Annotated in this window: 15 protein-coding genes; 7 read left to right on the top strand and 8 right to left on the bottom strand. The window is 69.9% G+C overall.

The features are described 5' to 3' along the window. The first annotated feature begins 118 nt into the window (after positions 1 to 118). A complete protein-coding gene (locus PK606_RS00775; RefSeq protein ID WP_324559537.1) occupies positions 119 to 487 on the top strand; it encodes a hypothetical protein in 369 nt (122 codons plus the stop codon). A gap of 39 nt (positions 488 to 526) precedes the next feature. Here PK606_RS00775 and PK606_RS00770 read toward each other — a convergent pair whose 3' ends face one another. Continuing rightward, the gene (locus PK606_RS00770) at positions 527 to 826 is read right to left on the bottom strand and encodes a YdhR family protein (protein ID WP_324559535.1); all 300 of its coding nucleotides are present in this window, start codon (positions 824 to 826) and stop codon (positions 527 to 529) included. Between the two features lie 46 nt (positions 827 to 872). Then, positions 873 to 1,832: a M14 family metallopeptidase gene (locus PK606_RS00765; RefSeq protein ID WP_324559533.1), complete on the bottom strand. Its 960-nt coding sequence runs from the start codon at positions 1,830 to 1,832 to the stop codon at positions 873 to 875. A gap of 102 nt (positions 1,833 to 1,934) precedes the next feature. Between PK606_RS00765 and PK606_RS00760 the strand changes: the two genes are divergently transcribed. Beyond that, entirely contained in the window at positions 1,935 to 2,963 is a 1,029-nt protein-coding gene (locus PK606_RS00760) for an LLM class flavin-dependent oxidoreductase (protein WP_324559531.1), read from the top strand. Beyond that, positions 2,960 to 3,199: a hypothetical protein gene (locus PK606_RS00755; RefSeq protein WP_324559529.1), complete on the top strand. Its 240-nt coding sequence runs from the start codon at positions 2,960 to 2,962 to the stop codon at positions 3,197 to 3,199. The genes PK606_RS00760 and PK606_RS00755 overlap by 4 nt, the downstream gene beginning before the upstream one ends. Before the next feature lie 21 nt (positions 3,200 to 3,220). Here PK606_RS00755 and xdhC read toward each other — a convergent pair whose 3' ends face one another. The 5 genes from xdhC to PK606_RS00730 all read right to left on the bottom strand — a co-directional run bounded on the left by xdhC (position 3,221) and on the right by PK606_RS00730 (position 8,944). Next, positions 3,221 to 4,039 (bottom strand): xanthine dehydrogenase accessory protein XdhC, encoded by an 819-nt coding sequence (gene xdhC / locus PK606_RS00750; protein ID WP_324559527.1) that lies wholly within the window; start codon positions 4,037 to 4,039, stop codon positions 3,221 to 3,223. Between the two features lie 70 nt (positions 4,040 to 4,109). Continuing rightward, a complete protein-coding gene (gene xdhB, locus PK606_RS00745; protein WP_324559524.1) occupies positions 4,110 to 6,650 on the bottom strand; it encodes a xanthine dehydrogenase molybdopterin binding subunit in 2,541 nt (846 codons plus the stop codon). 16 nt (positions 6,651 to 6,666) lie between these two features. Beyond that, positions 6,667 to 8,244, bottom strand: a complete 1,578-nt coding sequence (xdhA, locus tag PK606_RS00740) for a xanthine dehydrogenase small subunit (protein ID WP_324559522.1) — start codon at positions 8,242 to 8,244, stop codon at positions 6,667 to 6,669. A gap of 131 nt (positions 8,245 to 8,375) precedes the next feature. After that, a complete protein-coding gene (locus PK606_RS00735; protein ID WP_324559630.1) occupies positions 8,376 to 8,519 on the bottom strand; it encodes a hypothetical protein in 144 nt (47 codons plus the stop codon). Between the two features lie 23 nt (positions 8,520 to 8,542). After that, positions 8,543 to 8,944 (bottom strand): type 1 periplasmic-binding domain-containing protein, encoded by a 402-nt coding sequence (locus tag PK606_RS00730; RefSeq protein WP_324559636.1) that lies wholly within the window; start codon positions 8,942 to 8,944, stop codon positions 8,543 to 8,545. Positions 8,945 to 8,972: 28 nt separating this feature from the next. Between PK606_RS00730 and PK606_RS00725 the strand changes: the two genes are divergently transcribed. The 4 genes from PK606_RS00725 to PK606_RS00710 are packed head-to-tail and all read left to right on the top strand — an operon-like array spanning position 8,973 to position 13,181. Continuing rightward, positions 8,973 to 9,896 carry a LysR family transcriptional regulator gene (locus tag PK606_RS00725; RefSeq protein ID WP_502920761.1) on the top strand — a complete coding sequence of 308 codons (924 nt, stop codon included), beginning with the start codon at positions 8,973 to 8,975 and terminating at the stop codon, positions 9,894 to 9,896. Further along, positions 9,893 to 11,194 (top strand): guanine deaminase, encoded by a 1,302-nt coding sequence (gene guaD / locus PK606_RS00720; RefSeq protein WP_324559518.1) that lies wholly within the window; start codon positions 9,893 to 9,895, stop codon positions 11,192 to 11,194. The genes PK606_RS00725 and guaD overlap by 4 nt, the downstream gene beginning before the upstream one ends. Before the next feature lie 50 nt (positions 11,195 to 11,244). After that, a complete protein-coding gene (locus tag PK606_RS00715; protein ID WP_324559516.1) occupies positions 11,245 to 12,549 on the top strand; it encodes an NCS2 family permease in 1,305 nt (434 codons plus the stop codon). Positions 12,550 to 12,563: 14 nt separating this feature from the next. Next, positions 12,564 to 13,181, top strand: a complete 618-nt coding sequence (locus PK606_RS00710; RefSeq protein ID WP_324559514.1) for a DUF938 domain-containing protein — start codon at positions 12,564 to 12,566, stop codon at positions 13,179 to 13,181. Positions 13,182 to 13,194: 13 nt separating this feature from the next. Here PK606_RS00710 and PK606_RS00705 read toward each other — a convergent pair whose 3' ends face one another. Next, entirely contained in the window at positions 13,195 to 14,088 is an 894-nt protein-coding gene (locus PK606_RS00705; RefSeq protein ID WP_324559512.1) for an MBL fold metallo-hydrolase, read from the bottom strand. Positions 14,089 to 14,187 lie beyond the last annotated feature (99 nt).

The following is a 14,187-nucleotide window of genomic DNA, read 5'->3' as shown; positions in this document are numbered from 1 at the left end:
AGACCCGCTCTCATCGTATCGGTCGGTCAGCCACGTACGCGCGCCGGCGTTGTAGGCATGAGGCGGGCGCAGCCTGGAATGCGGGTTGCGCACGTTTCCTTTGATCGAGTCTACAGCCATGAGAAATCGAAACGTCCAACCCCGGCCCGCCCGCCTCGCCCTCGTCGCCGCCCTGCTGGCCGCAACCACGCTGACCGCCTGCGTGGTCGCGCCGGCGCCGGTGGTCTCCGATCCCTACGGCTACCCGGTCGGCGGCAGCGCCTACGCACCGCTGGCACCGCCCGCACCGTATTACGAGGTGCAGCCGGCGCTGCCCTACCCCGGTGCCATCTGGATCAACGGCTACTGGAACTGGAGCGGCAGCCGCCACCACTGGGTGCCCGGCCGCTACGAGCGCCCACGCCCCGGCTACCGCTGGCACCCGCACCGCTGGGAACGCGCGCCGCGTGGCGGCTGGTACCTGCAGGGCGGCGGCTGGGTGCGCTGAAACCCGTCCGCCCTGCGCTGACCCGCATCGAAGCGGCGCTCAGGCGTCGTCGATCACCCGGCCTGCCTGGTTATCGACCATCACCGGGGTGTGGAAGTAGCTGACTTCCGGCTCGGTGGCGTACTTGTCGCGGATGAACTGGCGCCACTCCTCGGTGTAGATGCGCTCGGCGTCGGCGCGTGTCTGCCAGAGGTAGACGCCGCCAGCGGTGCGGCCGTCCTCGGAAAGCAGGTAGTGCTTGCGCACCAGGCCCTGCATGTCCAAGTAGCGCGGCGCCGTGCTGGCGAACACGGCGCGCGCCTGTTCGGGGGTGAAGGGCTCGGGGAGCCGAAATTGCACCAGGGTCGTGATCATGGCAAGCCTTTCTCGAGCATCACAACATCATTCATGAGGCAAGCGGACGCGTCAGGTACACCGCCTCGCGCCCCACCACCGGCGCGCGCGTCGGCATCATCACGGTGCAGTCGTCGCAGGGCGCGCGGATCTCGCCGGCATCGCCATCGGTGGCGATCAGCTCGCCGCTGGCAAAGGTCTCGAAGCCGACCAGCGGCCGCACGAAGCGGAATTCGGGCGTTCGCACCAGGCAGGTCTGCAGCAGCTCGAAGCGCCGCTGCCGGCTGGCCGTGGCCGGCGCCTCGGCCGGCGTGTCGATGAGCCCGAAATAGGCCAGGAAGTCCAGTGCCGTCACGGTTGCCAGATCGGCTGAGGTCTGCAGGAAATGCTGGCCGCACTCGACCACCAGCGCCACGCCGGCGGTGTCGTCGGGCCGGCCATGGCGCCCATGCTCGATCAGCGGCGTGCCGCTGCCCAAGCCGCGCGGCATCTGCAGATGCACCGCAACCCGCCCCAGCGCGCCCAGCGCCAGCGCGGCGCGCGCGTTGCGCTCGAAACCCGGGTAAACCCAGAACGGCACCACCGGCTGACTGGTCGAATGGATGTCGAGGATGTGGTCGGCCGCGGCCACGATCGGCCGCAGCTCGCGCGCCCGCTTCAGCTCGGGGCTGTGCTCGGGGCCGTCCAGCCATTCGTCCGACCAGACACGGTTGAGGTTGTGCACCAGCTGGCGGTTGGCGAACGGATCATCCTGGCGGAACGCCTCGTAGGCCGCGACGTGGGCGAAGCTCACCGTCAGCGTGCCGATCCGTGGCTGCACGCCGGTATCCAGCAGGTGCGTGGCCGCCACCATGCCGCAGACCTCGTTGCCGTGCGTCAGCGCATTGATCAGCACGTGCGGACCCGGCCGACCGGAGTCGAAGCGGTGCACGTAGTCGATGCCGGTGTTGCCGATCCGGTAGGCCGACAGGTCGCGCGGCAGCACTTCGAGCAGGGGAGCGGTTTGGGCCATGGGTGAGCGCGGTTCCAGATCAATTCCTCGATGACGACCGCCGCATCTTATCGGCCGCCGCACTCGCCAGCGCGCGTTGCCCGCTCTGGCCACAATACGCGCATGCACAAACCACTCCACGACATCGCCTTTTCCATGCTCGACCTGGTGCCGGTGCGCGAGCACCATTCGGTCGCCGACGCGCTGGCCGTCTCGCTGCAGACCGCGCGCCATGCCGAGCGCCTGGGTTTCACGCGCTACTGGCTGGCCGAACACCACAACATGGCCGGCATCGCCTCGTCGGCCACTGCGGTGCTGGTCGGCCACATCGCCGGCGGTACCGAGCGCATCCGGGTCGGCTCCGGCGGCGTGATGCTGCCCAACCACGCGCCGCTGGTGGTGGCCGAGGCCTTCGGCACCCTGGCCGAGCTGTATCCCGGCCGCATCGATCTCGGCCTCGGCCGTGCGCCCGGCACCGACCCGATGACCATGCGCGCGCTGCGGCGCGACCGCGTGGAATCGGTGGAGGATTTCCCGCGCGACGTGGCCGAGCTGCAGCGCCTGCTGGGCACGTCGCAGCCGGGCCAGCGCCTGATCGCCAACCCCGGCGCCGGCACCCAGGTGCCGATCTGGCTGCTGGGCTCCAGCCTGTTCAGCGCCCAGCTGGCGGCCGAGCGCGGCCTGCCCTACGCCTTCGCCTCGCACTTCGCGCCCGCGCTGCTGCTGCAGGCGATCGAGGTCTACCGGCGTGGCTTCAAGCCGTCGGCGCAGTGCGAGAAACCCTACGTGATGATCGGCGTGCCGCTGGTGGCGGCGCCAACCGATGCCGAGGCGCAGTTCCTGGCCAGCAGCATCTTCCAGCGCGTGCTGGGCATCCTGCGTGGCGCGCGCGGGCTGCTGCAGCCGCCGCAGGAGGGTTTCTTCCAGCACCTGAGCACGCAGGAGCGCGCCGGCATCGCCGACTTCCTGGCCTGCGCCGTCGTCGGCGGGCCCGACACGGTGCGCGAAGGCCTGCAGACGCTGGCGCGTGAAACCGCGTGCGACGAGATGATCTTCACCTGCGACATCTACGACCCGGCGCTGCGCCTGCGCTCGCTCGACATCGCGGTGCAGGTGCGCAGCGGCCAGGCGACCGGTACGGCCAGCGCATGAAGCGGCTGGCGTGCGCCGGCGCGACCACGATGGCGGTGATCCTGCTGTCCGGCTGCGCCGTCGCCAGCGCCACTGCGGGCGCCGCGATCTCGGTCACCGGCGCCGTGGTCGCCACCGGCGTGCAGCTGACCGGCCGCGCGATCAGTGCCGGCATCGATGCGCTGTCGTCCGAATCCGAGCCGCCGGACAACAGCGGTATCGTCATTCACGAGCGCATCCGCGACGACGCGCCCTGACCGCGCTGGCCTGGGCCCCGCTCAGGCTGGCGCCGCCTGCTGCAGCAGCTGCGCCACCACGCCGATCGCGATCACTTCGGGCTCCTTGCCCTCGATGCCCGGCACGCCGATCGGGCAGGTCATGCGCGCGATCGCATCGTCCCCGATGCCGCGCCGCTGGAAATGGTGGATGAAGCGCATGCGCTTGCTCTTCGAGCCGATCAGGCCGAAGAAGCCGAAATCATCCCGCTGCAGGATCTGCTCGCAGATGCGCATGTCCAGATCGTGCCGGTGGGTCAGCACCAGGTAGAACCAGCCCGGCCGCGCCTCGGCCACCTCGGCTTCGACCGCATCGACCGACACCATGCGGATGTGATCGGGCCATGGCTGGCCGTCGTCGCCCGGCTGCGGAAACTCGTCCTCGCGCTCGTCGATCCAGTCGACCACGCAGTCGATGTCGGCCAGCAGCCGCACGATGGCACGGCCGACGTGGCCGGCGCCGTACAACTGCAGGTGGAAGCGGGGTCGAGTCGCCGGCCAGGTCGCCAGATGCGTGGTGACGAGCGGCTCGAAGCCCAGCGTGACGGCACCGCCACAGCACTGGCCCAGCGCCGGCCCGAGCGGGAAGTGCTCGGTCTCGGCGTCCTGCACGCCCTCGGCCAGCATGCGGCGCGCGCGGCGGATCGCCTTCAGCTCCAGGTGGCCGCCGCCAATCGTGCCCTCGCAGCCACCGGCCGAAACCAGCATGCGCGTGCCGGCCTCGCGCGGCGCCGAGCCACGCGTGCCTTGCACCTCGACCACGATCGCGGGTATCGCGCGCGCCAGCCACGTGCCGGCAATGCCTTTCAAGCGTGTCGACATGGAACTCTCCTGCGCCCGGCATGGTGGGGCGTGCGGGGCCATGCGGCCATGCCAGGCCGCGCCAAGCGGTTCAGGCCGTCGCGGCGACCTTGGACCTGGCCGCCGCACCAGCGTTCGCTGGCGCTGCCGGCTTGCCGCCCTGCACCACCTGCAGCGCATCCAGGATCGCCTCGCCGGTGGCCGGAGCCCGCAGCGGCGGATCGACGCGGTGCCCGCCGGCGGCCGAGACGGCGTCGCGGATGGCGAAGAACACCGAGAACGGCAGCAGCAGCGGCGGCTCGCCCACCGCCTTGCTGCGGTGGATGCTGTCCTCGACGTTGCGGCCCTGGAACAGGCGCACGCGGAAGTCGGCCGGGCAGTCGTTGGCGGTCGGGATCTTGTAGGTCGACGGCGCGTGCGTGGTCAGCAGGCCGGTCTTGGGATGCCAGACCAGCTCTTCCATCGTCAGCCAGCCCATGCCCTGGATGAAGGCGCCCTCGATCTGGCCGATGTCGACGGCCGGATTCAGCGAGCTGCCGACGTCGTGCAGCAGGTCGGCACGCAGCAGCTTCCACTCGCCGGTCAGGGTGTCGACGACGACCTCGCTCACGGCGGCGCCGTAGGCGTAGTAGTAGAAAGGCCGGCCGGTCATGGTCTCGCGGTCCCAGGACAGGCCCGGCGTGGCGTAGAAGCCGTCCGACCACAGCTGCACGCGGTCCAGGTAGGCCTGCGCCACCAGCGCATCGAAGCCGATGGTGCGGCCGCCGGCCTCGACCTTGTCGTTGGCGAAGCGCACCTGCTCCGGCGTGCCGCCGAAGTGCTCGGCAGCACAGACCGCCAGCCGCTCGCGGATCTGGCGCGCCGCGTCCTGCCCGGCCTTGCCGTTGAGGTCGGCGCCGGTCGAGGCCGCCGTGGCCGAGGTGTTGGCGACCTTCTGCGTGTCGGTGGCGGTGCAGCGCACGCGCCCCAAGTCGACGCCGAGCTCGTGCGCCACCACCTGGGCGACCTTGGTGTTCAGGCCCTGCCCCATCTCGGTGCCGCCGTGGTTGACCAGGATCGAGCCGTCGTTGTAGACGTGCACCAGCGCACCGGCCTGGTTGAAGTGCTTGACGTTGAACGAGATGCCGAACTTGACCGGCGTCAGCGCGATGCCGCGCTTGAGGATGGCGCTGCCGGCGTTGAACTCGGCGATCTCGGCGCGGCGCTTGCGGTAGTCGCTGGAGCTTTCCAGCTCATCGACCAGTTCGTGGATGATGTTGTCGGCCACCGTCTGCGCATAGGGCGTGACGTTGCGACCGGCGGCGCTGCCGGCCTCGCCGGCGGCGGGGCTCGGACCGTAGAAGTTGGCGCGCCGCACGTCGAGCGGATCCCGGCCCAGGTGCCGCGCGACCGAGTCCATGATCTGCTCGATCAGCAGCGCGCCCTGCGGGCCGCCGAAGCCGCGGAACGCCGTGTTGCTCTGCGTGTTGGTGCGACCCGAATAGCCGTGCATCTCGACCTCGGGCAGCCAGTAGGCATTGTCGAAGTGGCACAGCGCGCGCGTCATCACCGGGCCCGACAGGTCGGCCGAGTGGCCGGCGTGCGAGATCATGGTGGCACGCACGCCGAGAATGCGGCCCTGCTCGTCGAAGCCGACTTCATAGCTGTCGTGGTAGCCGTGGCGGCGGCCGGTGATCATGAAGTCGTCGTCGCGGTCCACGCGCAGCTTGACCGGGCGGCCGAGTTTGGCGGCGCCGACCGCGGCGACGCAGGCAAACAGCGCCGACTGCGATTCCTTGCCGCCGAAGCCGCCGCCCATGCGGCGGCACACCACCTGCACGTCGTTGGCCTTGCGCGCCAGCGCGATGGCGACCAGGTGCTGCATCTCGCTCGGGTGCTGGGTCGAGCAGTGCACCAGCATGCCGCCGCCTTCCTGCGGCACCGCGTAGCTGATCTGGCCTTCGAGGTAGAACTGTTCCTGGCCGCCGAGGTCGAACGTGCCCTCGACGCGATGCGGCGCCGCCGCGATCGCCGCGCGCACGGCCTGCGTCACGGCGCTGTCGCCGTCGCCGCTGGCATCGGTGGCACCGGCTGCCACGCTGCGCGACAGGTGCATCGGCGGCAGCACGTACTGGCCGCGCGCATGCGCCTCCTTGGGCGTCAGCACCGGCGGCTCGGATTCCACCGTCATGGCCTGCCTCGCACGGGCCGCGGCGCGGCGTGCCTGCAGGCGGGTCCTGGCCAGCACGGCGAACACCGGCTGCCCGATGTAGCGCAGCTCGCCACCGGCCTGCAGATCGACCAGGATCGGGTCGTCGTGGATGATCGAGCCGCAGTCGTTGCTGCCGGGGATGTCGGCGTGCGTCAGCACGTCGACCACGCCCGGCATAGCGCGGATCTCGCTCAGATCCAGCTTCAGCACGCGGCCGTTGGCCACCGGGCTCAGGCCCAGCGCCACGTGCAGCGTGCCGGCCAGTTCGGGCAGGTCGTCGACATAGGCGGCGCGCCCCGACACGTGCAGGGTGGCCGATTCGTGCGGGCGCGACACGCCGACGCGGGCCCCGGCCTGCGCGCGGCGCGTTTCCTCGTCACGAACGGGCTGCGACGCGGCAGCACCGGATCGGATCACTGGTGTTTCGATGAATTTGTTCATCACAGGCCTCCCGCGTTCAACCGATGGTAGGGACGGTGTCCGCGGCCAGCGTCGGCCGTAGGTGCGCCATCTGGGCAAAGACGCTGACTTCGCTGGCCGGCAGCGGCTGCTCGGCACGCGTCTCGAGCCAGAAGCGCTGCAGCAGGTTGGCAGCCACGCGGGCACGGTGGCTGTCGCTGGCCCGCATGTCGGTCAGCGGCGTGAAGTCGCGCGCCAGTTCGGCCTGCGCGGCGGCGACCGAGGCCTCGTTCCAGGGCTGGCCGAGCAGCGCCGCCTCGGCATGGGCCGCGCGCTTGACGATGCCGGCCATGCCACCGAAGGACAGCCGCACCTGGCTCACTTTCTCGCCGTCGAGCTCGATCGCGAAGCCGGCGCAGACGGCCGAGATGTCGCAGTCGAAGCGCTTGCTGATCTTGTAGCCACGCACCGCGCGGCGCTGCGGATCGAGCGCCGCCAGCGGCACCAGGATCGCCTCGACGAACTCGCCCGGCTCGAGCAGGTTCTTCATGTAGTCGAGGTAGAACTCACCCAGTGCGACCCGGCGCACGCGGTCGCCGCGGCGCAGGTCGAGTTCGGCGTCGAGCGCCAGCAGGATCGGCGCCGAATCGCCGATCGGCGAGCCGTTGGCGACGTTGCCGCCCATGGTGCCGGCATGGCGCAGCGGCAGCGCGGCAAAGCGCAGCCAGACGTCGGCAAGCTGAGGCACGCGTGCGACCAGGGCCTGCCAGGCCTGCTCCAGCGATGCGCCGGCGCCGATGCGCAGCATGCCGTCCTGTTCATTGATGCGCTTGAGCTCGTCGACGGCACCCAGCCAGATGATGTCGCCCAGGTCGCGGTGCTGCTTGGTCACCCACAGACCGATGTCGGTGGAGCCCGCCAGCAGCGTGGCCTTGGGTTTGTCCATGCGCAGCCGGGCCAGCTCGGCCAGCGTGCGCGGCGCATACAGGCGGTCGAGCTCGCCGGCGCGGTGCACCGAGGGCGACTCGAACACCAGCGGACCGTCGGCGGCCAGCTGTTCGAGCGCCTTGATCACCGGCGCGGTATCGAGCGCGGCCGGCGGCAGTTCGAACATGCGCTGGCCCGCGTCGAGGATCGGGCGGTAGCCGGTGCAGCGGCACAGGTTGCCGGACAGCTCGTCAGCCATCTCCTGTCGCGTCGGCTGCGTGCCGGCGGCGCCATGGCGTTCCTGACAAGCCCACATCGACATCACGAACCCGGGCGTGCAAAAGCCGCACTGCGAACCGTGGCAGTCGACCATGGCCTGCTGCACCGGGTGCAGCTTGCCTCCGGCCAGACGTTCCAGGTCTTCCACCGTGAACAGCGCCTTGCCGTCCAGCGTCGGCAGGAAGCGGATGCAGGCGTTGACGCTCTCGAGCTTCAGGCCGCGCACGCTGCCGGGAGCGCCAGCCGGCGCCAGCTCACCGACGACCACGGTGCAGGCGCCGCAATCGCCCTCGTTGCAGCCTTCCTTGGTGCCGGTGCAGTGCGCGTCCTCGCGCAGCCAGTCCAGCACGCTGCGCGTCGGATGCACATCGCGCACCTCGACCACCTGGCCACGGTGGAAGAAGCGAATGGGTCGGGTCGTCTCCTGCATGTCTCTCTCTTTGATTTCAGCTTGCCACAGGGTCCAAAGGTACTCCTTCGTGGCAGGATTGGTCATATCAACGGGATCATGTCATTGATTCGACCGTTAGCATAGCCAGGCGATTCGCTACGCACGCCCCGTCATCGGCCCGGCACCTGGCGCATGGTAGGCCGATCGGTCGAACCCCGCACCACCAGCGTCGCGGCGGGCACCGGCACCTGCATCGGCGCGTCGGCGCCGCGCAAATGCCGCAGAAGCAGGTCGACGGCGGTGCTGGCGACGATGTCCAGGCGCAGGTCGACGGCGGTCAGCGGCGGCCGGGCAGGCCGTGCTCAAGCCGTACGCGCAGGCCGTCGTAGCGGGTGGCGAGCATGACGTCGCCGGGCACGCGGCGCCCGCTCTCCAACACCGCCCGCAAGGCACCAGTCGCGAAGGCATCGACCAGCGCGCAGATGGCGTCGATCTGCGGTTGCCGCTCGAGCAGCCCGACGGTGGCGCGGTGGCCGGCAGCCTCGCGGTCAGCTTGTCGGCCGGCACGACACGCGCTGCCTGGTCGGTGCGCACGCTCACGCGGCGCCGGCAGCTTGCCGCCGGAGGGCGCGTCACTCGGTGGTTTTCCTAGGAACAGCGGCGCCGGGCAGGCATACGATCGGCGGCATGTTCTTCTTAAGGACTGACATATGTCACGTGATTCCGAACTCGACAACATTCACCTCTCACTCATCAAGGTCTTGCACGTGCTTGTCACTGAACGCAGTGTTTCGCGCGCCGCGCTGAAGCTCCACAGCTCGCAGCCGCAGGTCAGCGCCCAACTCGCCAGGCTGCGTCGCCTGACCGGCGACGAGTTGCTGGTGCGCGCGGGCAATGCGATGGTGCCGACACCGCGGGCGCAGCAACTGGCGGAACCGGCGGCACGCATCCTGCAGGACGCGATGCGCATGTTCGGTCCGGTGCAGCGGGCAAGCCGCTTCGATCCGGCCACCGCGCAGCAGACGCTGCGCATCGCCATCAGCGACTACCTCGATCCCCTGTTCATTCCGGAACTGGTGGCGCGCGTCAAGCGCGAGGCGCCGAACCTCAAGCTCGACCTGGTCGGCCTGTCGGACAACTTCGACTACCGGCAGGCGCTGGCCGCCGGCGACGTCGACCTGGTGGTCGGCAACTGGCAGTCGCCGCCAGCCGAGCTGCACATGGCGCCGCTGCTGTCCGAGGACATCGTGTGCCTGATGTCGGACCGCCACCCGGCCCGCCGCGCCGCACTCAGCGGGCGCTGGAGCCGGGCCCAGTACCTGGCCAGCGATCACGTGGCACCGATGCCGTTCCACATGGGCGCGCGCGGCTTCGTCGACGAGCATCTGGAAACACTGGGACTGCGCCGCTCGATCAGCGTGCGCACGGCGCAGTTCAGCCTGATCCCGCTGATGGTCGCGCGCAGCCTGCTGGTCCTGACCAGCGGGCGCCAGTTCTGCCAGCGCTATCTGTCCACGCTACCGCTGATCATCGTGCCCTGCCCGGTCGATTTCCCGACCCTGACCTACTACCAGCTCTGGCACGAGCTGAGCCACAAGGCGCCGGCGATGCGCTGGCTGCGCGAACGCGTGCGCGACGTGGTGGCACAGCTGCACGAAACCAGCCAGCCGGAAACCAAGGAGACCAAGTGAAAGCCATCCGCGCCGACCTGCTCGATTTCGACGGCACGCCCGGCTGGGGCGACGTCGACAGCGCCGCCGTGCGCTGGCGCCCCGACCACTGGCTGCTGGTGGGCGACGATGGCCGTATCGGCGCGGTGCAGCCGCCGGCCTGGCAGCCGCCGCCCGGCACCGAGGTGCACGATTTGTCGGGCCACCTGCTGCTGCCCGGCTTCGTCGACACGCACGTGCATGCGCCGCAGCTCGACGTCATCGTCAGCTACGGCTCGCAGCTGCTCGACTGGCTGGAGACCTACACCTTCCCGGCGGAATCGCGCTACGGCGATCCAGACGTGGCGCAGGCTGGCGCCGATCGTTTCCTGGACGCGCTGCTGGCGCACGGCACCACCAGCACGGTGGCGTTCCCGACCGTGCACAAGGTCAGCGCCGACCGCCTGTTCGACGCCGCCCGCACGCGCGGCATGCGGCTGATCACCGGCAAGGTGCTGATGGACCGCAACGCACCCGATGCGCTGCGCGACGACGTGGTCCAGGCCGAGCGCGACTGCCTCGAGCTGATCGAGCGCTGGCATGGCGTCGATCGCCTCTCGTACGCGGTGACGGTGCGCTTCGCGCCGACCAGCACGCCCGAGCAGCTGGCCATGGCCGGCAGCCTGTGCCGCGCCGACCCGACGCTGTACATGCAGACCCACGTGGCCGAGAACCAGGACGAGGTGCGCTGGGTGCAGGAACTGTTCCCTCAGGCACGCAGCTACCTCGACGTGTATGCGCGCGCCGGCCTGCTGCACCGGCGCAGCGTGCTGGCACACGGCATCTGGCTCGATGACGCCGATCGCCGCCTGCTGCTCGAGATCGGCGCGCAGATCGCCCACAGCCCGACTTCCAATACCTTCCTCGGCAGCGGTCTGTTCGACTGGCGCGCCATGGACGCCGACGGCGTTGCGGTCAGCGTCGCCACCGACGTCGGCGGCGGCCCCAGCCTGTCGATGCTGCGCACCCTGGCCGAAGCCTACAAGGTGCAGGCGCTGCGCGGCGAGCGCCTGACCGCCTGGCGCGCGCTGCACGGCGCCACGCTGGCACCGGCGCAGGCGCTGGGCCTGGAACACGAGATCGGCAGCTTCGAGCCGGGCCGCACGGCCGACGTCTGCGCCTGGCGCTGGGCGGTTGGCGAGGTGGCGGCGCACCGCCTGTCGATGGCGCGCAACCTGCACGAGAAAGTGTTCGCTTGGCTGATGCTGGGCGACGAGCGCAACCTGGCGCGCAGCTACGTGGCCGGACGCATCGCCTACCAGGCACCGTCAACGCCCTGACGGCCACGCCGCCCGGACTTAGGCAGAGAGAAAAACCAGGAAACAAAACCATGGACCAGGTACTCAAGCGGTTCTTCCGGCTCGAGGAACACGGCACGACCATCCGCACCGAGTTGCTGGCAGGCCTGACCACCTTCCTCACGATGGCCTACATCCTGTTCATCAACCCCTCGATCCTGGGCGACGCCGGCATGCCCAGGGACGCGGTGTTCGTCGCCACCTGCCTGATCGCCGCGCTCGGCACACTGGTGATGGGCCTGTACGCCAACTACCCGATCGCGCTGGCGCCGGGCATGGGCCTGAACGCGTACTTCGCCTACGTGGTCGTGCTCGGCATGGGCTACACGTGGCAGGTCGCGCTCGGCGCCGTGTTCGTCTCCGGCTGCCTGTTCCTGGTGGTGACACTGACCGGCCTGCGCGGGTTGATCATCCGCGGCATCCCGCTGTCGCTGCGCTACGCGATCGCGGCCGGCATCGGCATGTTCCTGGCGCTGATCGCGCTCAAGAGCGCCGGCATCGTCGCCACCAGCCCGGCCACCTACGTCACGCTGGGCGACCTGCACACGCCGCAGGCGGTGCTGGCGGTGCTCGGCTTCATCCTGATCGTGGCGCTCGATCGGCTGAAGGTCACCGGCGCCATCCTGATCGGCATCCTGGCAGTCACCATCGCCTCCTTCTTCTTCGCCGACAACAAGTTCGGCGGCATCGTCTCGATGCCGCCGTCGATCGAGCCGACCTTCCTCCAGCTCGACATCATGGGCGCGCTGTCGGTCGGCGTCGTCAACGTGGTGCTGGTGTTCTTCCTGGTCGAGCTGTTCGACGCCACCGGCACGCTGATGGGCGTGGCGCGCCGCGCCGGCCTGCTGGTGCCGGGCAAGATGGACCGCATGGACAAGGCGCTGCTGGCCGACTCGGCGGCGATCTTCGCCGGCTCGCTGCTGGGCACCTCGAGCACCACCGCCTACATCGAGAGCGCTTCGGGCGTGCAGGCCGGCGGCCGCACCGGCCTGACCGCGCTCATGGTTGCCGCGCTGTTCCTGGCCTCGCTGTTCATCGCGCCGCTGGCTGGCTCGGTGCCGGCCTACGCCACCGCACCGGCGCTGTTCTACGTCGCCTGCCTGATGCTGCGCGACCTGACCGAGCTCGACTGGGACGAAAGCACCGAGGTGGTGCCGGCGGTGATCACCGCGCTGGCCATGCCGTTCACCTACTCGATCGCCAACGGCCTGGCGTTCGGCTTCATCAGCTACGCGGCGCTGAAGCTGTTCACCGGCAAGGTCAAGGAAGTGCACTGGATGGTGTGGCTGATCGCCATCATCTTCCTGGTCAAGTTCATCGTCATCGGCGGCCACTGAGCTAAGCTGGGGCCATGAGCGACCTGCCCTACAGCCCCGCTTCCGAACGCAACCGCGAGCCGATCCTGACCGTGCTGCGCACACTGCTGCCGCAGCGTGGCCGCGCACTGGAAATCGCCAGCGGCACCGGCCAGCACGCGGCGCACTTCGCCGCCGCGCTGCCAAGCTGGAGTTGGCAGCCTACCGACCTGGGCGACGGGTATTTCGAGGCCATCGCCGGCTGGGCGGCGCAGGCCGGCGCTGCCAACGTGCTGCCGGCACGCCGGCTCGACGTCTGCGACGCGTCCTGGCCCTCCGACGGCGCCGCCTTCGACACCCCGTTCGATCTGATCTTCTGCGCCAACCTGCTGCACATCAGTCCCTGGGCCTGCTGCGCCGGCCTGATGCGCGGGGCCGCCCGCCACCTGGCGTCCGATGGCTGGCTGGTCACCTACGGGCCCTACCTGGAAGACGAGCTGCCGACGGCCCCCAGCAACCTCGCCTTCGACGCCGACCTGCGCGCGCGCAATCCGGCCTGGGGCATCCGCCGCCTGGCCGACGTCGACCGCGAGGCGGACCAGGCCGGCCTGGTCCGGCGTGAACTGTTCGCGCTGCCAGCCAACAACCTGCTGCTGGGTTTTCAGCGCCGGTGAAGGCGCACCGCACTCAAGCCAGCGCGTAGACGCCTTCGCCCGATACCCGCACTGCGCCCTGCTGCTGTAACTGCTCCAGATGCAGCGCGATGCTGCGCCGCTCGGCGCTCTCGACATAGGGCAACTCGAAGCCGAGCGGGTACAGCAGCCGACGCGCCACCAGTTCGTCCAGCGTGTGCGGACGCTCGCGCAGGTAGCCGAGCAGCCTGTCATTGCGCTCGTCGATCTTGCCGGCGAAGCGCGCCAGCGCCTGCTCGAACGCGGCGCGCTCGGCGATCACCCCACGATGGTGCGAGGTGACCCAGATGCGCGCATCCAGCTCGCGCACCCGCCGCAGGCTGCGCTGGAACTCGGTCAGGCTGGAACTGGCATCGCCGTAGTACGGCCCGAAGCCGGTCAGGTCGATGTCGCCGATGAAGGCCACGCCCTGGCTTTCCTCCACCAGCGCGCAATGGCCGGCGGTATGGCCCGGCAGGTGGTGTGCGCGCACGCGCACGCCGCCGCCCAGATCCCAGCTCGCGCCGTCGGTGTAGCCCGTCGCATCGGGCCGCGGCGCCCAGCTGAACTCGCGCGCGATCATCTCGCGGATCACGGCCAGCACCGGCGCCGGATAGCCGTAATGGCGCGCCAGCCCATCCCAGGACTGCGCCGCCGCCAGGTCGGCTTCGTGCACCTGCACCTGGGCATGGCGCAAGCGGCCCATCGCCACCGTGTGGTCCTCGTGCACGTGGCCCAGGATCAGCAGGTCGACCTCGTCGAGATCGTCGCCGATCCGCTGCGCCACCAGCGGCGTGTCGAAGGCGACGCGCGTGTCGGCGCCCTGCACGACGACCTGGTTGCCGTCGGGGTACTTGCCCGACTTGTCGCCGAGGTAGATGCGGACCGGGCCGAAAGCCAGGTGCTCCATCGGATGCTCCATCGAAGTTCAGGAATCGGGTGAAGAACCGTGGATTCTCGCAGCCGCGCACGGTGCGCGAGCCGGCGGGCCACAGCGAGGCTTATAAAA

Origin of the sequence: Ottowia sp. (assembly GCF_035444425.1) — a bacterium.
GTDB lineage: Bacteria > Pseudomonadota > Gammaproteobacteria > Burkholderiales > Burkholderiaceae_C > Ottowia.
This window is presented reverse-complemented; position numbering and strand designations above follow the sequence as displayed.

What these genes read in the sequence shown, in the direction of transcription:
- PK606_RS00760 (WP_324559531.1), top strand. Translation starts at nt 1,935, where the DNA reads ATGCACAAACCACTCCACGACATCGCCTTTTCCATGCTCGACCTGGTG.
- PK606_RS00755 (WP_324559529.1), top strand. Translation starts at nt 2,960, where the DNA reads ATGAAGCGGCTGGCGTGCGCCGGCGCGACCACGATGGCGGTGATCCTG.
- xdhB (WP_324559524.1), bottom strand. Translation starts at nt 6,650, where the DNA reads ATGAACAAATTCATCGAAACACCAGTGATCCGATCCGGTGCTGCCGCG.
- xdhC (WP_324559527.1), bottom strand. Translation starts at nt 4,039, where the DNA reads ATGTCGACACGCTTGAAAGGCATTGCCGGCACGTGGCTGGCGCGCGCG.
- PK606_RS00765 (WP_324559533.1), bottom strand. Translation starts at nt 1,832, where the DNA reads ATGGCCCAAACCGCTCCCCTGCTCGAAGTGCTGCCGCGCGACCTGTCG.
- PK606_RS00710 (WP_324559514.1), top strand. Translation starts at nt 12,564, where the DNA reads ATGAGCGACCTGCCCTACAGCCCCGCTTCCGAACGCAACCGCGAGCCG.
- PK606_RS00705 (WP_324559512.1), bottom strand. Translation starts at nt 14,088, where the DNA reads ATGGAGCACCTGGCTTTCGGCCCGGTCCGCATCTACCTCGGCGACAAG.
- PK606_RS00730 (WP_324559636.1), bottom strand. Translation starts at nt 8,944, where the DNA reads ATGTTGTCGAGTTCGGAATCACGTGACATATGTCAGTCCTTAAGAAGA.
- PK606_RS00775 (WP_324559537.1), top strand. Translation starts at nt 119, where the DNA reads ATGAGAAATCGAAACGTCCAACCCCGGCCCGCCCGCCTCGCCCTCGTC.
- xdhA (WP_324559522.1), bottom strand. Translation starts at nt 8,244, where the DNA reads ATGCAGGAGACGACCCGACCCATTCGCTTCTTCCACCGTGGCCAGGTG.
- PK606_RS00715 (WP_324559516.1), top strand. Translation starts at nt 11,245, where the DNA reads ATGGACCAGGTACTCAAGCGGTTCTTCCGGCTCGAGGAACACGGCACG.